We start from the raw sequence: 23,952 nt of genomic DNA on the forward strand, positions 1-23,952 counted from the left end.
CTCCCGGTGCCTGTCACCGCGCCACCGCCTCGTCTACCAGGGCCGCGAGCAGCTCGGGGTAGGGCATCCCAGCGGCGGCGAACATCTTCGGGACCTGCGACTGCTCGGTCAGGCCCGGCATCGTGTTGACCTCGTTGAGCACCCAGCCACGGCTCGTCGCGAAGAAGTCGATGCGCGCCACCCCGGCGCAGCCCAGCGCGTCGAACATGGCGACGGCGTGGGTCCGCAGCTGCTCCAGGCTGATGTCGTCGAGGAGCGCGGGCAGCCTGAAGTCGGCGGCCCCGTCGTACTTCGTGGTGGTGTCGAACAGTCGTCCGTCGGGCACGACGATCTCGAGCGGCGGGCCGACGACCCGGCCCCCGTCCGGTGTCGCCAACACCGCGACGTCGATCTCGCGGCCCGTCACGACCTCCTCGACCAGCACGCGGTCGTCCAGCAGCAGCGCCGCCGCGATCGCGGGTGCCAGGTCGGCGGCATCGGTCACGAGCGAGAGCCCGTGGCTCGACCCGGCGGCGATCGGCTTGACCACGACGGGTCCCCCGAACCGCAGCGCCGCCGCCGTGGCGGAGGTGACGACCGTCCCGGCCGCCGTGCCGATGCCCAACGAGGCGGCCACGAGCTTGGTGGCGACCTTGTCCATCGCGAGCGCACCGGCACGCAGCGGCGACCCGGCGCAGGGGACGCCGGTCAGGTCGCACAGCGCCGCCAGCGTGCCGTCCTCGCCGTGAGGACCGTGCACGACCGGCACCACGACGTCGCACCCGCCGAGCAGGTCGACCGCCCGTGCCAGCGAGACCGCGACCGAGGGACCCAGCGACGCCCCGCCCGCTGTGCTCCAGCGCCCGTCCCGGCCGATCGTCAGGGCCAGGACCTCGAAGCGGGCGGGATCGAGCGAGCCCGCCACGGACGCCGCCGACGCCAGGGACACGTCGTGCTCGCAGCTCGCACCTCCTCCCACGACCGCGACCCGCGTGCGCCGCGTCATCGGACGACCCGCTGCACGCGGTGGCCGATGCCGGTGAGGATCTCGTGCTCGATCGTGCCGGCCCAGGCGGCCCACTCGGCGGCGGTCGGCTCGCCCGTGCCACCCAGGCCTCCCGGGCCGAGGACGACCGCGACGTCTCCGGGCCGGACGGGCAGATCGCCCACGTCGACGACGACCTGGTCCATCGAGATCGTCCCGACGACGGGCGCCCGTCGTCCGCGCAGGAGCACCTCGGCGCGCCCGGAGGCGGCGCGGGGCAGCCCGTCCGCGTAGCCGAGCGGCAGCAGCGCCAGCCGCGTCGCGGTCGGCGTCGACCACGTGCCGCCGTAGCCGACGGGGGTCCCGGCGGCGACGTCGCGCACCGTCACGACGGGTGCCGTGAGGGTCATGGTGGGCCGTAGGCCGGCCCGGCCCGTCGGGTCGATGCCGTACAGGCCGGCACCGACCCGGCACAGCTCGAGGTGCGTGTCCGGATGGTCGAGCAGCGCCCCGGTCGCCGCCAGGTGACGGACGCGCGGGCGCAGGCCCACGGAGCGCGCCACGTCGACCCCGTGGCCGAACCGCGCCAGGCCGTCCGCGACCTCGCCGGCACCGCCCAGGTGCCCCATGACGCCCACGACGTCCACGAACCCCTGCCGCTCGAGGTCGTGCGCACGACGGCAGAGCGCCAGCCACTCCGCGGGGCTCGCGCCGTCACGGGCCATGCCGACGTCGAGGTGCAGGTGCACGCGCGCCCGGACGCCCGCCGTCTCGGCGGCACCCGCGACCAACGCCAGGTGGGCCGCGCCCGGCACGGCGAGGTCGATGCGGTGCCGCAGAGCCGTCGCGAAGTCGCCCGACAGCGGGTTGAGCCAGCTCAGGACGGGCGCCGTGATGCCGGCCTCCCGCAGCTGCACGGCCTCGACGATGCTCGTCACGCCGAGCCACGTGGCCCCGTGCGCCAGGGCCGTCCGGGCGACGGGCACCGCGCCGTGACCGAAGCCATCGGCCTTGACGACCGCCATGAGCTCACCGCCGGCTCGCACGGCGAGCACGCGGGTGTTGGCGGCCACCGCCCCGAGGTCGACCGTCGCCACCGGCGCCGTCGTGGTCGCCGTGTCGTGGCCGTGCAGCATCGTCGTCATGCGGCGCTCGCGAGCCCGACGGGGCCGTACAGCGCCGCGGGAGCACCCGTCACGAGCGCCCAGTACCGGTCTCCGTAGCTCCAGTGCCACCACTCCGTCGGGTAGTTGACGAGACCGGCTGTGCCCAGCGCCTGCGCGAGGAGGCGACGGTGCGCGCGCACCTCGGCGGTCAGCCCGCGCGCGTCGAGGTAGCAGGCGCCGGCGCTCTGCTCGGGCGTCGCGTCGATCGGCGTGCCCATGTCGAGCTCGACGCCGTCGGGGCCGAGCAACGTCACGTCGACCGCGGCACCGGCCACGTGCGGAGCGACGTCGACCGGCGCGACGAACCGGCTGGTCAGCGTCGCCAGGTCGGCCGACGAGATGCCGGGGTGAATCGCGCGCAGCGACGACGCGTAGGTGTCGATGATCTCCTGCTGGACGAGGATGTCGCGCACCCCTTCGACAACGTGCAGCCGCAGGTGCGGGCCCAGGCCAAGCTGGGCACGGGCCAGGCGCGCGGCGAGCCCGGAGCGCACGAGCACCGTCCCGTCGCGGCCATCGGGGTGTGCCACCAGCGGCTCCGCGCACTCGTGCAGCGGTACGGCGCGGACACGGGGATCGCTCAGCAGGATCGTCATGCTCCGACGCTATGAGCCAGCCATACCGCCCCACATCGTCCTGAGGTGCCGACCCGCTGTCCCCGAGGACGAGAGCAGCGGCACCACCTAGGCTCGGACCATGGCCGACGCACGCATCCCCACGCCCATCGACGACCTCGCCGAGCAGTGGCTCGACACCATGCTCGAGCTCACCCCTGAGCTACACGTGCACCTCGGCCGGCCGGGGCGCGAGTCCGACTACACCGACCGCTCCCCCGACGGCGTCGCGGCGCAGGCCGACGCCGCCCGGTCGATGCTGGCGCGCGTGCGGGCCGCACGCCCCGAGGACCAGACCGACGTCGTCACGCAGGCCGAGCTGGTCCGCACCCTCGAGCTCGAGCTGGAGCAGATCGAGGCGGGCTTCTGGCAGCGCGACCTCAACGTCATCGCGTCGCCCGGCCAGGACCTGCGCGACGTCTTCGACCTCATGGGCACCGACACGACCGACGACTGGGAGCACGTCGCCCAGCGGCTGCACAACCTGCCGTCTGCGATGTCGGGCTACCTCGACTCCCTGCGCATCGGCATCGCCGCGGGCAGCGTGCCGGCGATCCGCCAGGTGCGCGAGGTCGCCGCGCAGGCCCGCAAGCAGACCGGCACCGACAGCTTCTTCGCTGGGCTCGCAACCCGCGCTGACGTGCCCGCGGCCCTGCAGTCGCGTCTCGACGACGGTGCCCGTGCCGCGTCGGAGGCGTACGGCCGGCTGGTCGAGTTCCTCGAGCGTGACCTCGCGCCGCACGCGCCCGAGGCTGACGCGCTCGGCCGCGAGCACTACGCCCTGGCCTCTCGTGCCTTCGTCGGCGCCGAGATCGACCTCGACGAGACCTACGAGTGGGGCGTCGAGGAGCTGGCCCGCATGGTGGCCGAGCAGGAGCGCATCGCCGACCAGGTGCTGCCCGGGGCCGGCGTGGCGGAGGCCATCGCCCACCTCGACGCCGATCCCGCCCGCAAGCTGCACGGCACCGAGGCCCTGCAGGCCTGGATGCAGCAGACCAGCGACCGGGCGGTCGACGAGCTCGGCCGGACGCACTTCGACATCCCCGATGAGATGCGACGCCTGGAGTGCATGATCGCGCCGACCCAGGAGGGCGGCATCTACTACACGCCCCCGAGCGAGGACTTCGCCCGCGCCGGCCGCATGTGGTGGAGCGTGCCCGAGGGCATCACGGAGTTCGACACCTGGCGCGAGCTCACGACCGTCTACCACGAGGGCGTGCCCGGCCATCACCTCCAGTGCGGGCTCGCGGTCTGGAACAGCGCCGAGCTCAACGGGTGGCGGCGACTCAACTGGAACTCCGGTCACGGCGAGGGATGGGCGCTGTACGCCGAGCGGCTCATGGCCGATCTCGGCTATCTCGACGACCCGGCCGACCGGCTCGGGATGCTCGACGGCCAGCGGATGCGGGCGGCGCGCGTCGTCCTCGACATCGGCGTGCACCTGCAGAAGCCGCGACCTGACGGCAGCGGCGAGGTGTGGACCGGCGACGACGCCTTCGGCTTCATGGCCCAGCACGTCAACATGAACGACTCGTTCGTGCGCTTCGAGGTCAACCGCTACCTCGGCTGGGCCGGGCAGGCCCCGTCGTACAAGGTCGGGCAGCGCATGTGGGAGCAGCTGCGCGACGACTGGGTCTCGGCGCAGACTGGTCGACCCGGTGGGGCGGACCTCAAGGAGTTCCACCGCCAGGCGCTCGCGGTCGGCAGCATCGGCCTCGGCACGCTGCGCACGACCCTCCTGCCCTGACCGGGGGTCAGGCGGGGCTGGGGTCCTCCTCGTCGTCGTGGGGCAGCCGGCAGGCCCGCTCGAGCAGCAGCCCGGCCACCAGCAGGGCGAGGCTCGCGCCGGCGGCCACGAGGGCCCGCACGAACCGCTCACGTCCGAGCATCGCGTCGAGGTTGTCGACGAAGGCCAGCGCGAAACCTCCGTAGAACCCGCCGACGAGCGCCGCCGCGACGGCGCACGACTTGGCCAGCGCCAGCAGTGCGATGCCGTGATCGGCCGTCATGCGCTCGTGCCGGCGGTGCAGCGCCTGCCACGTGCTGTAGGCGAGCGACCCGACGCCGGCGGCACCGGCCAGCAGCACGAGCGGGGCGACCCAGCCGAGCCGCGGCGGAGTGCCGCCCAGACGGACGAACAGGGGCGGCGTCAGCCGACCGAGGACGATGCCGACGGCGACGAGCCCCACGACGAACAGCGTCGACGTCGGCTTCGCGATCCTCATGGCGTGCTCGGCGGGCCCGAGATCACAGGATGATCTCGAGGTCCTCACGCTTGACGACGTCGCTGGTGTCGATGTCGCCGATCAGGTCGGCGACGAAGCCCTTGCCCGGGATCTCGCCCTCGGGGTCGATCTCGAGCCACGGCACGAGCACGAACCCGCGCTCGTGGGCCCGGGGGTGGGGCAGCACGAGTGCCTCGTCGTCGGCGACGCGGTTGCCCACGACGATGACGTCGACGTCGAGCGTGCGCGGCGCACCGGGCTCGGAGCGCTCACGGCCGAAGGCGTCCTCGATCGCGAGGGCACGGTCGAGCAGCGTGTGGACCGTCAGGGTCGTGTCGATCAGGACGACGGCGTTGAGGAACTTGCCCGCGTTGTCGGGGCCGCCGACCGGATCGGTCTCGTAGACCGACGAGATCGCGACGACCGTGACCTCGGGGGTGTCCTCCAGCGCCGAGACGCCGCCCTGCAGCTTGTCGATGCGATCGCCGAGGTTGGAGCCGATCGCCAGCACGGCCTGGCGGATGGGGCGCATGCCGCCCGTCATCGTGTCAGCGTCCAGGACGTACGGTGTGGGCGCTTCAGTCACAGTTTGCTCCGCTCTATCGTGACGGCGACGTCTTCGAACGTCACCGCGATGGGCGCTTCCGGCTTGTGCACCGTCACGCTAGCCCATTGGACCGACTCTTCGGCCAGGCACAAGTCCACCATACGGAGCGCGAGCGTCTCGATGAGGTCGACCGGATCGCTGACGATCTCGTCGTGGATCTGCTGAGCCAGGACGCCGTAGTGCACGGTCTTGGTCAGGTCGTGCTCGCGGGCGGCCGGTCCGAGGTCGAGACCGAGGCTCACGTCGACGACGAATGTTTGCCCGTTCTTCTTCTCCTCGTCGAACACGCCATGGTGTCCATGCGCGGCGAGGCCCCGCAGGTCGATGCGGTCGAGACCGTCGGGAATGCTCACTGGTCCTCCTCCAACATCAGCTCGGCGATCGGCGAGGCGTGGCGGGACCAGATCTTCCAGCCGCCCCCGACACGCACCACGATACTGGTGCTGACCGCCTTGCCTCCCGCGAAGGCCTCGGCGTCGAGCGCGAGGCCCTCGGCCGACAGCACGTTCTCGGTGCACGTGATGACCGCGGTGTCGGGGTCGGACGCCCCGCGCGGGAGCGTGACCACCTCGACGTCGGTCAGGAAGAACTGGATGTAGCCGACCCCGGCCATGACGACGGTCCACGACCGCAGCACCTGCGCCGTGCCCCGCAGCGGCATGGTGCCGAGGTGCACGCACGACGTCGCGGGGTCTTCGACCCACAGCGACGCCATGAGGTCGACGTCGCCGGTCTCGACGGCGTCGTAGAACAGGCGGTGCACCTCGAGCGGCGTCGTCATCGGGGCTCCTGCGCGAGCCGCGCGACCACGCGCACCGCATCAGCCGACGGACCCACCTCGTGCACGCGGACGCACCAGGCTCCGGCGGCGGCGGCCAGCGTCGTGACGGCCGCGGTCGCCGCGTCGCGACCTCCGGCGGGGCGGGGGCCGGCGTCGTCGGCGAGGAGGTCGCCCAGGAATCCCTTGCGGCTCGCGGCGACCAGCAGGGGGTGGCCCAGCGACACGAAGGCGTCGAGGTGGGCCAGCACGGTCCAGTTCTGATCGCCGGTCTTGGAGAACCCGAGGCCCGGGTCGAGCACGATCTGCGCGGGATCGACCCCGGCGGCGAGGGCCGCGTCGACCTGCACCAGCAGCTCGGCGCGGATGTCGCCCACGAGATCGTCGTAGTGCGTGTGCTTCTGCATCGAGGCGGAGTGCTCGCGCCAGTGCATCAGGACCACGGGCGACCGCGTCTCGGCGGCCAGCGCCATCATCGCGGGATCGGCCCGGCCGCCCGAGACGTCGTTGATGATCGACGCGCCGGCGTCGAGCGCCCGTCGGGCGGTGCCCGACCGCATCGTGTCGACCGAGACCCTGATGCCCTCCGCCACGAGGCCCTCGATGACGGGCAGCACGCGGCGGGCCTCCTCGGCCTCGTCGATGCGCAACGCCCCGGGCCGTGTCGACTCACCGCCCACGTCGACGATGTCGGCGCCGTCGGCCACGAGCTCGACCCCGTGCTCGATCGCGGTCGCGGCGTCGAGCCACCGGCCGCCGTCCGAGAACGAGTCGGGGGTGACGTTGACGACGCCCATCACGAGGCACCGGCCAAGGTCGAGCACAGGGTCGAGCACCGGCGACCTACCGCGCCGTGATGAGGCCCATGGCCTCGGCCCGGGTGGCCGGGTCGCGCAGCTGGCCGCGGACGGCGCTCGTGACGGTCTTGGCACCGCCCTTGCGCACGCCGCGCATGGCCATGCACAGGTGCTCGGCCTCGATCACGACGATGACGCCGCGGGGCTTGAGGATCTCGACGAGCGACTCCGCGATCTGCGTCGTGAGCCGCTCCTGCACCTGCGGACGGCGCGCGTAGACGTCGACCAGGCGGGCCAGCTTCGACAGGCCCGTGACGCGTCCGCCCTCGGCGGGGATGTAGCCGACGTGCGCGACGCCGAAGAACGGCACCAGGTGGTGCTCGCACATCGACCACATCTCGATGTCCTTGACCAGGACGAGCTCTTCGTGGCCGACGTCGAACTCGGCGGTGAGCACCTCCTCGGCCGTCTGCCCGAGACCCGAGAGCAGCTCGTCGTACGACTTGGCGACCCGCTTCGGGGTGTCCTTGAGCCCGTCGCGGTCAGGGTCCTCCCCCACCGCGATGAGCAGCTCGCGGATGGCCGCCTCGGCCCTCGGCCGGTCGACGCTCATGCCGGCCCCGGTCCGGCGGGCGGCGGGGCGTCGGGCCCCGAGTCGGGACCGATCACGACAGGCGTGCTCTTGTCGTTCTCGCCGCTGTACGACTGGCCGGGGATAGTGTCGACCGGCGGACGCGTGTCGGGCACGCGGGTGTCGGAGCCCGTCCAGGCCGGACGGATGTCGCGGCGACGCAGCGGCTCGAAGATGCGAGCCACCTGCGCCTTGTCGAGCGTCTCCTTCTCGAGCAGCTCGGTGACCAGCGCGTCGAGCACGTCGCGGTTCTCGTGGAGGATGTCGAAGGCCTCCTGGTGCGCGAACGTGATGAGCTTGTTGATCTCGTCGTCGACGATCGCGGCGACGTTCTCGGAGTAGTTGCGCGCGTGGCCGATGTCGCGGCCGAGGAAGGGCTGGCCCTCGTTCTCGCCGAGACGGACCGCACCGAGGCGCTCGCTCATGCCGTACTGCGTGACCATCGCCCGGGCCACGTTGGTGGCCTTCTCGATGTCGTTGCCGGCGCCCGTCGTGGGGTCGTGGAACACGAGCTCCTCGGCGGCGCGGCCGCCCAGCATGTAGGCGAGCTTGTCGAGCAGCTCGGCCCGGGTCTGGGAGTACTTGTCCTCGTCGGGCAGCACCATGGTGTAGCCGAGGGCGCGGCCGCGCGGCAGGATCGTGATCTTGTGCACGGGGTCGCTCTGCGGCAGGGCCGCGGCCACCAGGGCGTGGCCGCCCTCGTGGTACGCCGTGATGCGGCGCTCGTTCTCGTTCATGAGGCGGCTGCGCTTCTGCGGGCCGGAGATGACCCGGTCGATGGCCTCGTCGAGCGCGGCGTTGTCGATCGTCTTGGCCCCGTTGCGGGCCGTCAGCAGCGCGGCCTCGTTGAGGACGTTGGCCAGGTCGGCACCCGAGAAGCCGGGCGTGCGGCGGCCGATGGCCTCGAGGTCGACGCCGGGGCCGATCGGCTTGCCGCGCGAGTGCACCTTGAGGATCTGCGTGCGGCCGGCCAGGTCGGGGGCCTCGACGCCGATCTGGCGGTCGAAGCGGCCCGGACGCAGCAGCGCGGGGTCGAGCACGTCGGGACGGTTGGTGGCCGCGATGAGGATGACGCCGCCGCGGACGTCGAAGCCGTCCATCTCGACGAGCAGCTGGTTGAGGGTCTGCTCGCGCTCGTCGTGGCCGCCGCCCATGCCGGTGCCGCGGTGGCGTCCGACGGCGTCGATCTCGTCGATGAACACGATGGCCGGGGCGTTCTCCTTGGCCTGCTCGAACAGGTCGCGGACGCGGCTCGCGCCGACGCCGACGAACATCTCGACGAAGTCGGAGCCGGAGATCGAGTAGAACGGCACGCCTGCCTCGCCGGCGACCGCGCGGGCCAGCAGGGTCTTGCCCGTGCCGGGAGGGCCGTAGAGCAGGACGCCCTTGGGGATCTTGGCCCCGACGGCCTGGAACTTGGCGGGCTCCTGCAGGAACTCCTTGATCTCGCCGAGCTCCTCGATCGCCTCGTCGCAGCCCGCGACGTCGGCGAACGTCGTCTTGGGGGTGTCCTTGCTCATGAGCTTGGCCTTGGACTTGGCGAACTTCATGACGCCGGCCCCGCCACCCTGGCTGCGGCTCAGGAAGTAGATCAGCAGCCCGAAGATCAGCAGGATCGGCAGGAACGAGATCAGGAAGGAGCCGATGAACGACTGCTTGGGCACCTCGACGTCGAAGGTCTTGAGCTTCTTGTCGGCCACGGCGGTCTCGGCCTGCTGCACGAGACGTGCACCCTGGTCGCCGAGGTACTCGGCCTTGACCTTGGTGCCGTCGTTGAGCGTCGCGCGGATCTGCTGGTCACCGTCGACGAACTTGACGTCCTTGACCTTGCCCGCGTCGAGGTAGCCCACCATCGTCGCGGTCTTGATCTGCTTGAAGCCGTCGGCGTTGGACGAGACCGAGATGATCGAGATCACGACCACGGTGATCAGGGCGATCCAGATCCAGGGGCCCTTGAAGAGGCGTTTGAAGTTCATGTGCGGCGTGGAGCGGGTCCACTCCTCCTCGGGGTTCTGGTCGGTAGTCGAACGGTACACGGGGTTCCGCTCACCAGTTGAACGCGCTCAGCGGCCTGCGAGGTTCCCCTCACGAGTTCGCCAGCAGCGAACGAGAGCCCGCGATGTCAGGGCTTACGAGTACACGTGAGGAGACAAGGTGCCGATGCAGCGCAGGTTGCGGTAGCGCTCGTCGTAGTCGAGTCCGTAGCCGACGACGAAGGCGTTGGGGATGTCGAAGCCGACGTACTTGACCTCGACGTCCATCTGCTGCGCGTCGGGCTTGCGCAGCAGCGTGGCGATCTCGACCGAGGCCGGTCCGCGCGAGCGCAGGTTGGTGATGAGCCACGAGAGCGTGAGGCCCGTGTCGATGATGTCCTCGACGATCAGGACGTGCCGGCCGCTGAGATCGGTGTCGAGGTCCTTGAGGATGCGCACCACGCCGGACGACTGCGTGCCGGAGCCGTACGACGAGACCGCCATCCAGTCCATCTCGACGTGCCGGTCGAGGCTGCGGGCGAGATCGGCCATGACCATGACCGCGCCCTTGAGCACGCCGACGAGCAGGAGGTCCTGGCCCTCGTAGTCGGCCTCGATCTGCCGGGCCATCTCGGCGAGACGGGCCGTGATCTGCTCCTCGGTGAAGAGGGTCTGGTCGAGCTCGAGGTCGTCTGCGACATGCGTCTGGTCCACGGGATCAGCCTCCCACAGGGGTGGCTGCGAACGTCAGGGAAGTCCCTCCCGACGTCCTGACCCGGGTCACGCTCACCCGTCCGGGGAGCTCGATGCGCTGCTGCCCGTGCCAGTCGGTCACGAGGCGGTCGAGCTCGGCCAGGTGGGTCGACGACAGCTCGGCGCCGACGGCACCTGCCGCGAGGGCGACGCGACGCAGCACCCGTGAGCGCAGGGCCGGCGGGAGCGCGGCGAGCGTCGCGACGTCGAGCGGGTCGGCGACCTGGGCGGCGAGCTCGTCGAGCAGGTGGCCGTCGGCGCGCACCTGGTCGGCGGTGCGGGCGAGCGCCTCGGCCACCCCACGGCCCAGCACGTCCTCGAGCAGCGGCATGACCTCGCCGCGCACGCGGGACCGGCGGAACGCCGGGTCGCTGTTGTGCGGGTCGGTCCACCACGTGAGCCCGTGGGCACGGCAGATCTGCTCGGTGCCGGCGCGGCGCAGCGGCAGGAACGGCCGTCTCCACAACCCATCGATCGCCGCCATGCCGGCGATCGAGCGGGGCCCCGAGCCCCGTCCGAGGCCCAGCAGCACGGTCTCGGCCTGGTCGTCGAGGGTGTGTGCGAGCAGCACCGCATCGGCACCGGACGCAGCGAGCACCTCCCGGCGGGCCGTGCGGGCAGCGGCCTCCGGGCCTCCAACGCGTCCGACGTCGACCCGTCGTACGACCGCGCGCACGCCCAGCCCGTCGAGCTGCTGCACCGCGCGGGCAGCCACCTCGTCCGACCCGTGCTGCAGGCCGTGGTCGACGACGACGGCGGACAGGTCGAGCGAGCCCCGGTCGGCGACGAATGCGGTGACCGCGGCCAGCGCGAGCGAGTCGGCACCTCCGGAGACGCCGACCACGACGCGGGTCCCGGCGGCGAGGTCGGCCAGCGCCTCGCGCACGAGATTGCGACCCGTCGCGACGGCCGGGTCGAGTGCGCCGCCCATGACCGGAGGCCTCAGCCGTGGACGCGCTTGACCCAGGCGGCGGGATCGAGGATCTCGGCCTTGCCCGGGAGGTTGGCCGGCTCGGCCCACACCTGGTTGAAGCCGCTCAGCCCGACCATCTCGTTGACCTCGCGCACGAACGTCGCGCCATCGCGGTACTGCCGCATCTTGGCGTCGACGCCCAGCAGGCGGCGCAGCACCCGGTCGAACGGGCTCGAGCCGGCGCGCCGCTCGGTGAACTTGCGGCGGATCTCGGCGACGCTCGGGATGACCTCGGGCCCCACGCCGTCCATGACGACGTCGGCGTGGCCCTCGAGCAGCGACATGATGCCGGTCAGGCGGTCGACGATCTCGCGCTGGCGGTCGTTCTGGAACAGCTCGCTGAACGACGCCTCGGAGTCGCCCTTGACGATGCGGACGAGCTCGCCGAGGCCGTCGCCCAGCATCGACGACAGGGCCGACGAGTCGAGCTCGGTGGCCTCGATGAACTCGTCGAGCAGCGACTTCATGTGGCCGCGCATCCAGTCGACGGCCGTGAACTGCACGCGGTGCGTCTCCTCGTGCAGGCACACCCAGAGCCGGAAGTCGTGGGGGTCGACGTCGAGCTTGCGCTCGACCTCGACGATGTTGGGGGCCACGAGCAGCAGGCGTCCGCCCTCGCCCGCCGGGCCGTCCCAGAACGGGTCGAACTGGCCCAGCACCTTGGACGACATGAACGACATCAGCGCCCCGACCTCGGCACCGGCGACCTTCTCGCCGACCGTGCGACCGAGCCCCGTGGGTGCCTTGCCGGATGCGGCGAGCCTGGCGGCTATGGGGTCCATCAGCACCCGGAACGTGTCGAGGTTGGCCTCGACCCAGCGCGGACGGTCGACGACCAGCACGGGGGCCGTGGCCGACACGGCGTGCAGGTCGCTGAACTCGCGCACGGGCGCCTCGGAGCGGGCCGCACCCTCGCGCAGCTCGGCGACCGCCTCGGCGGCCTCGGCGGCCGACATCTCGGGGCCGGGACGCGACAGCTTCGTGGCCGTCGTCAACGCGAGGTTCCAGTCGATCATGCAGCCACGCTACTCGCGGGCGCCGCAGGAGCAGGTCGCGATGGCGGCCGCCACCCGGTCGAGGGCGGCCTGCGCCTGCAGCGGCAGGTCGCGGTCGGCGCGATCGCTCATGACGGCGAAGATGACGGGCCGGGAGTCGGCGTCGAGGGCGTAGCCCGCAAGCGAGTGGATGCCCGACAGCGTGCCGGTCTTGGCCCGGACGGTGCCGCGGGCCGCCTTGAGGTCGGCGAACCGGCCGACCAGGGTGCCCGTGAACCCGCTGACGGGCAGATCGGCCAGCAGGCCGGACGCGCGAGGCGTCCCCCGCGCGACCTGCAGCGTCTGGGCCAGCGTGGAGGGGGCGATGCGGTTGTCGCGGGACAGCCCGCTTCCGTCGTTCAGCACCAGGCCGTCGGTCGCGATGCCTCCCGCCGTGAGCGCCGCCTTCACCGCCGCGGTGCCGCCGTCGAAGCTGCCCGGCCCTCCGGCGGCGAGGCCGACGTGTCGCAGGACGACCTCGGCAGCCTCGTTGTCACTGACCCGCACGAGCGTCTCGACGATCTGGGCGAGCGTCGCGCTGCGCACCTCCGCGACCGCCGCTGCACCAGCACCCGCCGTCACCGCCGACGGGTCGCCCTTGACGTCGATGCCCTCGTCGGCGAGCAGCCGCGCGAACGTGCGGGCGGCGTCGTCGGCCGGGTCGTCGGCCAGCCCGGCACCGGAGTCGGACACTCCCTGGTCGGTCCACAGCGCGCTGATGCGCGTCACGATGTCGGCGCTGACGTAGCTGTCCTCCCACGTCGGGCTGGCGTCCGGACCGGTGAACAGCGAGGCGTCGTAGCCGAGCGTCACGGCGGTGGTGCCCGACGCCGTCAGCGCCTTGGCGGTGCGGCGGGCGAGGGTCGTCAGATCGGCCTGGAAGACCCGGTCGTCGCCGCGGGCGCGAGGCTTCGTCGCGAGGTACGGGTCGCCGCCACCGACCAGCACGATGCCGTCGGCCGAACGCACGACGGTCGTCGAGAACCGGGTCGCGGGGTCGATCGTCGCGAGGGCGGCGTATCCCGTCAGCACCTTGGTCGTCGACGCCGGCGCGAACGTCCCGGCACCCGAGCCGTACAGCGCGGTGCCGTCGGCCCCCACCGCCGCGAAGCCGACGTGCGGGCCGAGCGCCGCGTCCGCGAGGCCCGGCGCCACGGCCGCCTGGAGCTTGCCGGGGTCGACCGTGCCGGCATCGGGGGCGTCGGGCGCCGCGGAACGCGGTACCTCGTCGAGCGCGAGCGCAGCCGGCGGGACGACGTTGGCCGGGCCGCAGTCGCCGTCGCAGATCAAGGCGTTGAGGTCACCGCGGCCCCACAGCGTGACGCCCAGGGCGATCACGAGAGCCAGCACGACGGCGGGCACCAGCAGCGCGAGCGTCCCGCCCACGACCCTGCGTCCTCGCTGCTCCCCCACAGGCGCCAGACTATAGAGACCCCCGCCGCGCCGTTCTCTCGGCGCGCGCTCCCCAACTCAACCGCCGGAGGCACCAGTGATTTTCGACGTCACCGTGGAGATCCCCAAGGGCAGCCGCAACAAGTACGAGGTCGACCACTCGTCGCACCGCATCCGTCTTGACCGCACGCTGTTCACCGCGACGCAGTATCCCGCGGACTACGGTTTCATCGACGACACCCTCGGGCTCGACGAGGACCCGCTCGACGCGCTCGTGCTCCTGTCGGAGCCGACGTTCCCGGGCTGCGTCATCTCGTGCCGCACGATCGGCATGTTCCGCATGACCGACGAGGCCGGCGGAGACGACAAGGTGCTGTGCGTCCCGGCCAAGGATCCGCGCCAGGAGCACCTGCGCGACATCCACCACGTCCCCGAGTTCGACCGCCTCGAGATCGAGCACTTCTTCACGGTCTACAAGGACCTCGAGCCCGGCAAGTCGGTCGAGGGATCCACCTGGACCGGACGTGTCGAGGCCGAGGCCGAGATCCAGGCGAGCTACGCCCGGTTCAAGGACAACGGCGGATACTGAGCACCCCGATCGGCCCAGGCCGGTCCCGCTCCTCCCGTTGACCCCGACGTCCCGGCTCCTCGTCGCTGCCCTCGGATCAGCCCTGCTGGTCGTGGGCCTGACGACGCCTGCCCAGGCGGCGCCCGCCCGCGTGCCGGTGCCGTACGTCACGGCGTCGTCCCCGCACACCCTGACGCTCCAGTGGCCGGAGGTGCCCGGGGCCAGGCGCTACACGGTCTACGTGGCGTCGAGCCCGTCGAAAGCGACCCGCACGACCACGCGCAGCCACTGGTCGTACGGGCGCAGGACGACGCTCACGGTCAAGGACCTGCGCTCGAACCGTCGCTACTGCTTCACGGTCAAGGCCGTGCGGGGCGACGAGAGCGGTCGCCGCTCGGCACCCATGTGCAGCTTCACGCTGCGGGGCGGCAAGCGCCCCCCGGCGAACGGTGCCGAGGTGTCGGTCGCGACGTTCAACGTGTGCGCGGCCGCGGTCAACTGCAAGCGCTGGACCGCCAGGCGCGAGGACGCGATCGTGCAGCGCATCGTCGACGCGAACGCCGATGTCGTGGCCCTGCAGGAGGTCACGCGCAAGGCTGACAAGCTCGGTCGCCGACTGGCCGAGCACGGCTACGTCCGCTACGCCGCGCCGGTCAACAAGGTCGACGAGGCGCTCTACTACCGCAGCTCGGCGGCGGAGATGGCCGTCGCGGTCGACCCCGCCCGCCGCTGCGAGGTCGAGCCGTACCGCGGGCCCGACAACACCCTGACGTGGCGGTTCCCGCGGCACTTCGACGAGGCCACGCAGCAGTGGTACGCCTACCAGACCAGCAGCTGGCTGACCGAGCAGCCGGTGTGCCGCGATCACCAGCTGCCGCTCGAGCAGGAGGGCCGCATCGGCTCGCCGACGGGGGCGACGGCCGTGTGGGCGGCACTGCGGCTCAAGACCAACGGCAAGACCTACGCCTTCGTCTCGGCGCATCTCTCGCACGGCCCGACGAAGGCCGACGGACGCCTGCGGGGACGCGAGGCCAAGCAGCTCGTCGCCTCGACCCGCAGGGCCGTCAACGGCCTGCCAGTCATCTACATGGGCGACTTCAACTCGTACCGCGGCGGGCCCGACGACGACGCGCCACGACGCGCGATGTCCAACCGGGGCTGGGTCGACACCTTCGACGCGTCGTCCACCTACACGCGCCCGTACGTCAGCAGCTTCAACGGCTGGCGGCGCAAGGTCGAGACCCTGGCCGACTGGGGTGGCCACATCGACCGCATCTTCATCCCCCGGCAGATGGGTTCGACGGCGTGGCGGGTCGTCGCCAGGACCGAGAAGCGGCGCTACGTCGGCACGCAGGCCTCCGACCACAACCTCATCAGGACGACGATCCTGCTGCCGTGACCTTGCAGCCCCTGTCAGCCCTGGGTCGTCAGGTCTGGGAGCTGCGCAGGAGGGCGCGCATCGTGTCGGCAAACACGCGGACGTCGATCGTGTGGTCGAGCGAGCGCAGCGTGCCCAGGCCGATGCCGAGGCTCAGCAGCGTCGTGGCGGCCTGGTCGGCGTCGACGACGTCTCCGAGTCCCGCCTCGGTCGTCACCTGGCGGACGAGTTGGGCGATGGCGCCGCGGATCTCGCGGTGCCGCTTGACCAGCTCGGTCGCGACGTAGGGGCTCTGCCGCGCGCTGGCACCGAACTCGACCTCGAGAGCCGTCCAGCGGGGCTGACCCAGGCCCTCGCGGGCCCACGCGGCGAAGGCCTCGATGCGGCCGTCGAGGTCGGTGTCGCGGCTGAACGCCTCGACGACGCCGGCGAGCTGCTCCTCGTGGATGCTGTCGAGCACCGCCATGCAGAGCTCCTCCTTGCCGGAGAAGTTGGAGTACACGGCACCCTTGGAGAAGCCCGCCTGCACGGCGACCTTGTCGAGGGACGTCGCGGCGTAGCCGTCGGCGAGGAACATCTCGCGAGCCACCTCGATGAGGCTCTGTCGTGTCTGCGCCTGGCGCTCAGCCCTGGTCGTGCGGGCTCCGTCGACCGTCACACCTGCTCCTTCTCCCCCGGGCCGTGAGTGGCCCGGAACACCCTTGCATCGTACTCAGATACCGATAGTATCTGAACGGTGATCACCAAGGACATCGTCATCATCGGCACCGGCTTCTCCGGCATGGGCATGGCCATGAAGCTCCGTGCGGCAGGCCGCGACGACTTCGTCGTGATCGAGAAGGCCCACGACGTCGGAGGCACCTGGCGCGACAACACCTACCCCGGCTGCGAGTGCGACATCCCGAGCCACATGTACTCCTTCTCGTACGAGCTCAACACCGACTGGAGCAAGAGCTTCTCCGGTCAGCGCGAGATCCACGAGTACATGCGCACCGTCGCCGATGAGCAGGGTATCCGCCCCTACATCGACTTCGGCGTCGAGGTCACGGGGGCCTCGTGGGACGAGAGCCGCCAGCGGTGGACGATCCGCACCACGGGCGGCGACGACTACGAGGCCCGCTTCGTGGTGGCCGGCGTCGGCGGGCTGCACATCCCCAACGTCCCCGAGATCACGGGTGCCGAGACGTTCGCCGGGCCCCGCTTCCACTCCGCGCAGTGGGACCACTCGGTCGACCTGAGCGGCAAGAAGGTCGTCGTGATCGGCACGGGTGCCAGCGCGATCCAGTTCATCCCGATCATCGCCGAGCAGGTCGAGCAGCTGACGGTCTTCCAGCGCACCCCCGCCTGGGTCCTGCCCAAGAAGGACAAGCCGACACCCGAGTGGCGCAAGCAGGCCTTCGCCAAGGTGCCGGGCGCGCAGCGCGCCTACCGCAACGCGCTCTACTGGGGGCTCGAGGCCCGCGCGATCGCGTTCAACGGACACCTCAACGTGCTGCCGTTCGCCGAGAAGATCGTCAAGCGCCACATGGAGAAGGCGATCCCCGATCCCGCGCTGCGGGCCAAGCTGACGCCCGACTACCGCCTCGGCTGCAAGCGCGTGCTGCAGTCGAACACGTACTACCCGACGTTCCTGCGCGACAACGTCGAGCTCAGCACCGACGGCGTCCGAGAGATCACCGCCGATGGCGTCATCGACGGCAACGGCGTCCTGCACGAGGCCGACGTCATCATCTACGGCACGGGCTTCCACGTCGTCGACGCCTTCGACTACCTCGACATCAAGGGCCGCGGCGGCGTCGACCTGGCGGCGCAGTTCCGTGAGGGCGGCGTCGAGACCTACATGGGCATGATGATCAACGGCTTCCCGAACCTCGCGTTCATGCTCGGACCCAACACCGCGCTCGGCCACAACTCGGTGGTGTTCATGATCGAGCAGCAGACCAAGTTCATCATCCGGCTGCTCGACGAGATGGACGGTCTGGGCGCTGCCGCAGCCGAGCCCACGCTGCAGGCCCAGACGGCGTTCAACGAGGAGATCCAGCGCCTCGTCGAGAAGGGCATCTGGACCCAGGGCGGCTGCACGAGCTGGTACCTCGACAGCCACGGCAAGAACCGCACGATCTGGCCGAAGTTCACGTTCCAATACTGGTGGGAGACCCGCAAGGTCGACCAGCTGGCGTTCGCCTGGGAACAGGCTGCCTAGCGCGGCCCCACCGCTGTCACCGTCACGGCGGCTTCGCCGATCTCGTCGCTCTCGGCCAGGTCGACCGTCGCGCTGATGCCCCAGTCGCGGTCGCCCTCGGGGTCGTCGAACGTCTGCCGGACGGTCCATGTCTCGGGCCCCTCGGTGACCATGAACAGCTCGGGCCCGCGCGACCCCGGCCCGGTGCCGATGTTGGTCGCGAAACCGGTCGTCGCGGGGTACTCCTCGCGGTAGGCCGCCATCGCGTCCATCCACGCCTGCTCGTCCCACTCGCCGTCAGGTTCGAGCGCCGCCAGCTCGCCCCAGCGTCCGAACGCCGCGAGCTCGACCCGGCGGAACATCGCGTTGCGCACCAGCACCCTGAACGCGCGGGCGTTGCCCGTGACGGGCCTCGGCGTCTCGGACGCCATGGCCTGCGGACGCACCTCGAGCGGGTCGACCCCCGGCGCGATCAGCGACTCCCACTCGTCGAGCAGCGACGAGTCGGTCTGGCGGACGAGCTCACCGAGCCACTCGGTGATGTCCTCGAGCTCCTCGTCACGTGCCGAGACGGGCACCGTGCGACCCAGCGTCTTGTAGACGTCCGACAGGTAGCGCAGCACCAGACCCTCGGAGCGGGCGAGCTGGTAGTCGCCGACCAGCTCGGAGAACGTCATGGCGCGCTCCCACATCTCGCGCACGACCGACTTGGGCTTGAGCTCGTGGTCGGCGACCCACGGGTGACCACCGCGGTACGTCTCGTAGGCCGCGGTCAGCAGCTCCTCGAGCGGCTTGGGGTGCGTGATGTCCTCGATGAGCTCCATGCGCTCGTCGTACTCGATGCCGTCCATCTTCATCTCGTTGATCGCCTCGCCGCGAGCGCGGTGGCGCTGGGCGTTGATGATCGGACGGGGATCGTCGAGCGTCGCCTCGATGACCGAGACGACGTCGAGGGCGTACGTGGGCGACTCGCGGTCGAGCAGCTCGAGCGAGGCGACCGCGAACGGCGACAGGGGTTGGTTGAGGGCGAAGTTGGCCTGCAGGTCGATCGTGAGCCGCAGGGTGCGGCCGTCCTCGTCGGGCGGGTCGATGCGTTCGACGACCTCACCGGCGAGCAGCGCCTCGATGATCTCGTCGACCTGCGCCAGCATCCGGTCCTGGGCGTCCTCGGTCTCGCCGCTCTCGCGCAGCAGGCGCTCGAGGGACGCTCGCGCGTCGCCGGGTCGCGAGACGATGTCGAGCACCATCGCGTGGCTGACCTTCATGCGCGAGACGAGAGCCTCCGGCGTACCGGTCGACAGCTTCTCGAACGTCCCCTGCCCCCACGACACGAAGCCCTCCTGGGGCTTCTTGCGGTTGATGCGCTTGAGCTTCTTGGGGTCGTCGCCAGCCTTGCGGACGAGCCGGGCGTTCTCGATCTCGTGCTCGGGCGCCTCGACGACGACGTGGCCGATCGTGTCGTAGCCCGCGCGTCCGGCCCGGCCGGCGATCTGCTGGAACTCGCGCACCTGCAGCTGACGCTGACGGACGCCGTCGTACTTCGACAGGCCGCTGAACAGCACCGTGCGGATCGGCACGTTGATGCCGACGCCGAGCGTGTCGGTGCCGCACACGACCTTGAGCAGACCCTGCTGCGTCAGCGTCTCGACGAGGCGGCGGTAGCGCGGCAGCATGCCGGCATGGTGCACGCCGACGCCCATGCGGATGAGCCGCGACAGCGTCTTGCCGAACGCCGACGAGAACCGGAAGTCGCCGAGCGCGTCTGCGATGGTGTCGCGCTCCTCGCGGGTGGCGACCTTGATGCTGGTCAGCGCCTGCGCCCGCTCGAGCGCAGAGACCTGAGTGAAGTGGACGACGTAGACCGGGGTCTGGCCCGTCTCGATGAGCTGCTCGAGGGTCTCCTGGACGGGCGTCGAGACGTACTCGCTGACCAGAGGAACCGGACGCTCGGTCGAGCTGACGACCGCAGTGTCACGACCTGTGCGCCTGGCGAGGTCGGCCTCGAGCTTCGTGGTGTCGCCGAGCGTCGCCGACATCAGCAGGAACTGCGCCCTCGGCAGCTCGATCAGCGGCACCTGCCAGGCCCAGCCACGGTCGGGGTCGGCGTAGAAGTGGAACTCGTCCATCACGACGAGCCCGATGTCGGCGTCGGCGCCCTCGCGCAGCGCCATGTTGGCCAGGATCTCGGCGGTCGCGGCGATGATCGGCGCGTCGGCGTTGACGGCCGCGTCACCCGTGACCATGCCGACGTTCTCGGCACCGAAGATCTCGCACAGGTCGAAGAACTTCTCGCTGACCAGCGCCTTGATCGGCGCGGTGTAGACGCTGCACTCGCCACGGGCCAGCGCTGCGGCCATCGCGCCGGTCGCGACGAGGCTCTTGCCCGAGCCGGTCGGCGTCGCGAGGACGACGTTCGACCCCGCGACGCACTCGAGGATCGCCTCGTCCTGCGCGGGGTACATCGTCAGGCCGCGCGACTCGACCCACTCGGTGATCGCGCCGTAGACGGCATCCTCGTCGTAGGCCGCTCCGGTCTTGGGCAGCAGGTCGATGAGGCGCATGCCTCCATTGTCGCGGGTGAGCGCGACCCGCTCAGCCGCCGGCCTGCTGCCGCAGCCCGGCCAGCAGCAGGTCGAGGCCGGCTCGGAAGACCTCCGAGTCGTCGTGCTTCTCGAACTCGCCCGCGGTCTGCTGCAGGAACGGGAACTCGTCGGGGTCGAGCGCTCGCCAGCGATCGGCGTACATCCGCAGGAACTCGTCGGGCGACAGGCCGCTGTCGACGAACTCCTGCGGCGGCGGCTGCGCCACGTCGATCGCGAGGCCCACGACGTAGCCGACGAGCGTCATGACGGCTTCCATCTGCTGCTTGGGCGTGAGGTCGAGACGCATGGCCTGCCTCCCCAGACGGTCGAACATGCGCATGGTGTTGGTCTGCAGGTCGGTGTTGCGCATCAGGAAGATGCCGAGCCACGGCCGGCGCAGCATCTCGTCGTAGAGGGCTACCGACAGCTGCCGCAGGTTCTCGATCGGGTCGGGGTCGTCGAGCAACTGCTCGGTCGCGACCAGCACCTCGCCCATGACGTGGTCGGCGGCGCGGTCGAGCAGCTCGTCCTTGCCGTCCACGTACCAGTAGATGCTGCCGACGCCGCCACCCAGGCGCGATGCCAGCGCGCGGAACGTCAGCGCACCCTCGCCGGCCTCGTCGAGGAGGGCGACGGCGGCCTCGACGACGGCCTCGAGCGAGTGGGACGCCCGGCGGCGTACGGGGGCTGGCATGAGCCCATTCAACCACCCACTTGCGCTGGACCGAACGACGTTCTATATTTCGAACGTCGTTCGATAACCGAACAACGTTCGATCCACGAAGGAGGTGTCGCCATGGGTGACACGACCACCCCTCCGGCAGCCGGCCAGTCCGCCAGCTCGTCGCCCCCCACCCACCAGTCCCTGCGCTCGGCCGCCCTCCCCCTCACCGCCCTGTGCCTCGCCTTCTTCGTCGAGATGGTCGACAACACGCTGCTGTCGATCGCCCTGCCGACGATCGGGCGCGACCTCGGCGGCGGAACGACCGCGCTGCAGTGGGTCACGGGTGCCTACTCCCTGACCTTCGGCGGACTGCTGCTCACGGCCGGCTCGGCCGCTGACCGCCTCGGCCGCCGCCGCGTGCTGCTGACGGGACTGACCCTGTTCGGGCTCATCAGCCTCGGCGCCCTGGCCGTGTCGTCGCCCGGCGAGCTCATCGCGCTGCGCGCGGCCCTCGGCGTCGCCGCGGCCATGATGGCCCCCGTCACGATGTCGCTGATCTTCCGGCTGTTCGACGACGAGGCCCTGCGGTCACGCTCCATCACGATCGTCATGATCGTCGGCATGTCCGGGTTCGTCCTGGGCCCGTTGCTGGGCGGCACGGCCCTGACCCACGTCGGCTGGGAGTGGCTGCTCGTCGTCAACGCGCCCGTCGCCCTGATCGCCTGGATCGGTGTCCGCGTCGGCGTGCCGAAGGACCGCCGCGAGGACCTCACCGGCGATGCGCTCGACCTGCCCGGCGCGGCGCTCAGCGTCCTCGCAATCGGCCTCGGCTGCTACACCCTGACCAGCGGCGTCGAGAACGGCTGGCTGTCGCTGGCCACGTGGGCGTCCGGCGTCGGATCGCTCGCCGCGGTGATCGCGTTCGTGCGGCACGAGCGGCGGACCGACGCGCCGATGCTCGACCTCGGCATCTTCTCGACGGGGCCCGCCCGCGGCGCGGCCCTGGCCCAGATGGGCGCCGCGATCACGATGGCCGGGGCGATGTTCGGGCTGATCCTGCACTTCCAGTACGCCTACGGCTGGAGCCCCGTCCGGGCCGGCCTGGCGAACCTGCCCCTCATCGTCACGATGCTGGCCGCGACGCCACTGTCGGAGCACCTGGCCAAGAAGTACGGGCACCGCATCTCGTGCCTGATCGGCGCGGTGCTGCTGGCCGGATCACTGGTCGGCCTGGCCTGGTCGGTCGAGCACGGCTACCTCGCGATCGCGATCTCGATGGTCACGATGACGATCGGCCTGCGGACCATCATGACGATCTGCGCCATCGCCCTCGTCGAGGCGATGCCCAAGAACCGCACGACGATCGGCGCTGCCCTCAACGACACCGCGCAGGAGGTCGGCTCGAGCATCGGCACCGCCGTCGTCGGGACGCTCATCGCGGCGCTCGTCACGTCGACCCTGCCCGCGGGCACGTGGACGTCCGCGATGGTCGCGTCGTTCTTCGACGGCGAGCGCACGACCTACCTGGTGCTGGCCGCGGTCGTCGGCGTCGTGTCGACCTGGGGTGCGCTGTCGCTGACCGACTCGCACACGTCGGACGAGCGCTGAGCGGCGACACCGCAGGGGCTAAGCAAGCGCTTAGCCCCTGCGCTATCGTCGTGCCATGAAGGCGATCCAGATCACATCACTCGACGGCCCCGAGGCACTCGAGCTGCACGACGTCCCCGAACCCGTGGCAGGCGAGGGACAGGTGCTGATCCGTGTGCGCGCGGCCGGCGTCGCCTTTCCCGAGGTGCTGCTGTCCCGAGGGCTCTATCAGATGAAGCCCGAGCTGCCGTTCGTACCGGGTGCCGAGATCGCCGGTGAGGTCGTCACCGCACCTGAAGGGTCGGGCTTCGCACCCGGCGACCGCGTCGCGGCCCTGTGCCTCCTGGGTGGGTTCGCCGAGCTCGCCGTCGCACCGGTGACCGAGACGTTCGCACTGCCCGACAACATCTCGTTCGAGCAGGGCGCGTCGATCATCTTCAACTACGGCACGGCCTACTTCGCGCTGATCGAGCGCGGCGGGCTTGTGCCCGGCGAGTCGGTGCTGGTGCAAGGCGCTGCCGGCGGCATCGGCACCGCCGCGATCCAGGTCGCCAAGGCCTTCGGTGCCGGCCGCGTCGTCGCCGTCACCTCGACCGCCGAGAAGGGCGCCGTCGCGCTCGAGGCAGGTGCCGACGAGTTCGTGCTGGCCGACGGGTTCAAGGATGCCGTCGTCGCGGGCGGCAAGGTCGACGTCGTCGTCGACCCGGTCGGCGGCGACCGCTTCACCGACTCGCTGCGCTGCCTCAAGGACGACGGCCGGGTGCTCGTGATCGGATTCACCGCCGGCGACATCCCCACCGTCAAGGTCAACCGACTGCTGCTCAACAACGTCTCGGTCGTCGGCGTCGGCTGGGGCGCCTACGTGATGCAGCGCCCGGGCCACATCGGCACCGAGTGGGCGGCGCTCGAACCGCACCTGGCCAGCGGCGCACTCACCCCTGTCATCGGGCCGTCGTTCCCGCTCGCCGAGGCGTCGAAGGCATTGCTGACTCTCGACGAGCGGCGGGCGACCGGCAAGGTGCTGATCACGCCTTAGTGCTGCAATCACGGGACTTTGTACCCTGATGTTCGAACACCTATTCGA

The 23,952-nt window shown here is 71.0% G+C and carries 23 protein-coding genes; 6 read left to right on the forward strand and 17 right to left on the reverse strand.

Going from position 1 to position 23,952, the window contains the following annotated elements; genetic code table 11:
* Positions 1-13 precede the first annotated feature (13 nt).
* The 3 genes from JOF40_RS02985 to JOF40_RS02995 are packed head-to-tail and all read right to left on the reverse strand — an operon-like array spanning position 14 to position 2,726.
* Positions 14-985, reverse strand: coding sequence for a D-alanine--D-alanine ligase family protein (locus JOF40_RS02985; protein WP_129179971.1), 972 nt, complete (start codon positions 983-985; stop codon positions 14-16).
* Positions 982-2,109 carry an alanine racemase gene (gene alr, locus JOF40_RS02990; protein ID WP_129179972.1) on the reverse strand — a complete coding sequence of 376 codons (1,128 nt, stop codon included), beginning with the start codon at positions 2,107-2,109 and terminating at the stop codon, positions 982-984. The genes JOF40_RS02985 and alr overlap by 4 nt, the downstream gene beginning before the upstream one ends.
* Positions 2,106-2,726, reverse strand: a complete 621-nt coding sequence (locus JOF40_RS02995; RefSeq protein WP_129179973.1) for a M15 family metallopeptidase — start codon at positions 2,724-2,726, stop codon at positions 2,106-2,108. Before JOF40_RS02995 ends, alr begins: the two co-directional genes overlap by 4 nt.
* A gap of 100 nt (positions 2,727-2,826) precedes the next feature.
* Here JOF40_RS02995 and JOF40_RS03000 point away from each other — a divergent pair, with 100 nt between their 5' ends.
* A complete protein-coding gene (locus JOF40_RS03000) occupies positions 2,827-4,491 on the forward strand; it encodes a DUF885 domain-containing protein (RefSeq protein ID WP_129179974.1) in 1,665 nt (554 codons plus the stop codon).
* Between the two features lie 7 nt (positions 4,492-4,498).
* Here the strand turns inward: JOF40_RS03000 and JOF40_RS03005 are convergent, their stop codons facing one another.
* From JOF40_RS03005 to dacB, 11 genes are all read right to left on the reverse strand, one after another.
* The gene (locus JOF40_RS03005) at positions 4,499-4,969 is read right to left on the reverse strand and encodes a DUF3180 domain-containing protein (protein WP_129179975.1); all 471 of its coding nucleotides are present in this window, start codon (positions 4,967-4,969) and stop codon (positions 4,499-4,501) included.
* Positions 4,970-4,991: 22 nt separating this feature from the next.
* A complete protein-coding gene (gene folK / locus JOF40_RS03010) occupies positions 4,992-5,555 on the reverse strand; it encodes a 2-amino-4-hydroxy-6-hydroxymethyldihydropteridine diphosphokinase (RefSeq protein WP_129179977.1) in 564 nt (187 codons plus the stop codon).
* Positions 5,552-5,929 carry a dihydroneopterin aldolase gene (gene folB, locus JOF40_RS03015; protein ID WP_129179979.1) on the reverse strand — a complete coding sequence of 126 codons (378 nt, stop codon included), beginning with the start codon at positions 5,927-5,929 and terminating at the stop codon, positions 5,552-5,554. Before folB ends, folK begins: the two co-directional genes overlap by 4 nt.
* On the reverse strand, positions 5,926-6,357 hold the full coding sequence (locus JOF40_RS03020) for a nuclear transport factor 2 family protein (RefSeq protein ID WP_129179981.1): 432 nt from the start codon (positions 6,355-6,357) through the stop codon (positions 5,926-5,928). The genes folB and JOF40_RS03020 overlap by 4 nt, the downstream gene beginning before the upstream one ends.
* Entirely contained in the window at positions 6,354-7,151 is a 798-nt protein-coding gene (gene folP, locus JOF40_RS03025) for a dihydropteroate synthase (RefSeq protein WP_129181849.1), read from the reverse strand. The genes JOF40_RS03020 and folP overlap by 4 nt, the downstream gene beginning before the upstream one ends.
* Positions 7,152-7,197: 46 nt before the next feature.
* Positions 7,198-7,764 (reverse strand): GTP cyclohydrolase I FolE, encoded by a 567-nt coding sequence (gene folE / locus JOF40_RS03030; protein ID WP_129179982.1) that lies wholly within the window; start codon positions 7,762-7,764, stop codon positions 7,198-7,200.
* A complete protein-coding gene (gene ftsH / locus JOF40_RS03035) occupies positions 7,761-9,758 on the reverse strand; it encodes an ATP-dependent zinc metalloprotease FtsH (protein WP_129181851.1) in 1,998 nt (665 codons plus the stop codon). The genes folE and ftsH overlap by 4 nt, the downstream gene beginning before the upstream one ends.
* A 153-nt stretch (positions 9,759-9,911) precedes the next feature.
* Positions 9,912-10,469, reverse strand: a complete 558-nt coding sequence (gene hpt, locus JOF40_RS03040) for a hypoxanthine phosphoribosyltransferase (RefSeq protein WP_129179985.1) — start codon at positions 10,467-10,469, stop codon at positions 9,912-9,914.
* Positions 10,470-10,473: 4 nt separating this feature from the next.
* The gene (tilS, locus tag JOF40_RS03045) at positions 10,474-11,439 is read right to left on the reverse strand and encodes a tRNA lysidine(34) synthetase TilS (RefSeq protein ID WP_129179987.1); all 966 of its coding nucleotides are present in this window, start codon (positions 11,437-11,439) and stop codon (positions 10,474-10,476) included.
* An 11-nt stretch (positions 11,440-11,450) separates the two neighbouring features.
* Positions 11,451-12,497 carry an Rv3626c family coenzyme F420 biosynthesis-associated protein gene (locus JOF40_RS03050; protein WP_129179989.1) on the reverse strand — a complete coding sequence of 349 codons (1,047 nt, stop codon included), beginning with the start codon at positions 12,495-12,497 and terminating at the stop codon, positions 11,451-11,453.
* 9 nt (positions 12,498-12,506) lie between these two features.
* Complete coding sequence (gene dacB, locus JOF40_RS03055) at positions 12,507-13,928, reverse strand: D-alanyl-D-alanine carboxypeptidase/D-alanyl-D-alanine endopeptidase (RefSeq protein WP_129179991.1); 1,422 nt, start codon at positions 13,926-13,928, stop codon at positions 12,507-12,509.
* A gap of 76 nt (positions 13,929-14,004) precedes the next feature.
* Here dacB and JOF40_RS03060 point away from each other — a divergent pair, with 76 nt between their 5' ends.
* Both JOF40_RS03060 and JOF40_RS03065 read left to right on the forward strand, forming a co-directional pair.
* Positions 14,005-14,496 (forward strand): inorganic diphosphatase, encoded by a 492-nt coding sequence (locus tag JOF40_RS03060; RefSeq protein WP_129179994.1) that lies wholly within the window; start codon positions 14,005-14,007, stop codon positions 14,494-14,496.
* A 37-nt stretch (positions 14,497-14,533) separates the two neighbouring features.
* Positions 14,534-15,874, forward strand: coding sequence for an endonuclease/exonuclease/phosphatase family protein (locus JOF40_RS03065; RefSeq protein ID WP_129179996.1), 1,341 nt, complete (start codon positions 14,534-14,536; stop codon positions 15,872-15,874).
* A 28-nt stretch (positions 15,875-15,902) separates the two neighbouring features.
* Here the strand turns inward: JOF40_RS03065 and JOF40_RS03070 are convergent, their stop codons facing one another.
* On the reverse strand, positions 15,903-16,511 hold the full coding sequence (locus tag JOF40_RS03070) for a TetR/AcrR family transcriptional regulator (RefSeq protein WP_246152706.1): 609 nt from the start codon (positions 16,509-16,511) through the stop codon (positions 15,903-15,905).
* A gap of 78 nt (positions 16,512-16,589) precedes the next feature.
* Here JOF40_RS03070 and JOF40_RS03075 point away from each other — a divergent pair, with 78 nt between their 5' ends.
* On the forward strand, positions 16,590-18,056 hold the full coding sequence (locus JOF40_RS03075) for a flavin-containing monooxygenase (protein WP_129179998.1): 1,467 nt from the start codon (positions 16,590-16,592) through the stop codon (positions 18,054-18,056).
* Here JOF40_RS03075 and JOF40_RS03080 read toward each other — a convergent pair.
* Positions 18,053-20,596 (reverse strand): DEAD/DEAH box helicase, encoded by a 2,544-nt coding sequence (locus JOF40_RS03080; RefSeq protein ID WP_129180000.1) that lies wholly within the window; start codon positions 20,594-20,596, stop codon positions 18,053-18,055. The genes JOF40_RS03075 and JOF40_RS03080 overlap by 4 nt on opposite strands.
* Positions 20,597-20,627: 31 nt before the next feature.
* Complete coding sequence (locus JOF40_RS03085; protein ID WP_129180002.1) at positions 20,628-21,311, reverse strand: TetR/AcrR family transcriptional regulator; 684 nt, start codon at positions 21,309-21,311, stop codon at positions 20,628-20,630.
* A gap of 102 nt (positions 21,312-21,413) precedes the next feature.
* On the opposite strand from JOF40_RS03085, the gene JOF40_RS03090 reads away from it, so the two are divergent.
* Positions 21,414-22,889 carry an MFS transporter gene (locus JOF40_RS03090; protein ID WP_129180004.1) on the forward strand — a complete coding sequence of 492 codons (1,476 nt, stop codon included), beginning with the start codon at positions 21,414-21,416 and terminating at the stop codon, positions 22,887-22,889.
* A gap of 55 nt (positions 22,890-22,944) precedes the next feature.
* On the forward strand, positions 22,945-23,904 hold the full coding sequence (locus tag JOF40_RS03095; protein WP_129180006.1) for an NADPH:quinone oxidoreductase family protein: 960 nt from the start codon (positions 22,945-22,947) through the stop codon (positions 23,902-23,904).
* Positions 23,905-23,952: the final 48 nt, after the last annotated feature.

This window comes from Aeromicrobium fastidiosum, assembly GCF_017876595.1.
GTDB classification, from domain to species: Bacteria; Actinomycetota; Actinomycetes; order Propionibacteriales; family Nocardioidaceae; genus Aeromicrobium; species Aeromicrobium fastidiosum.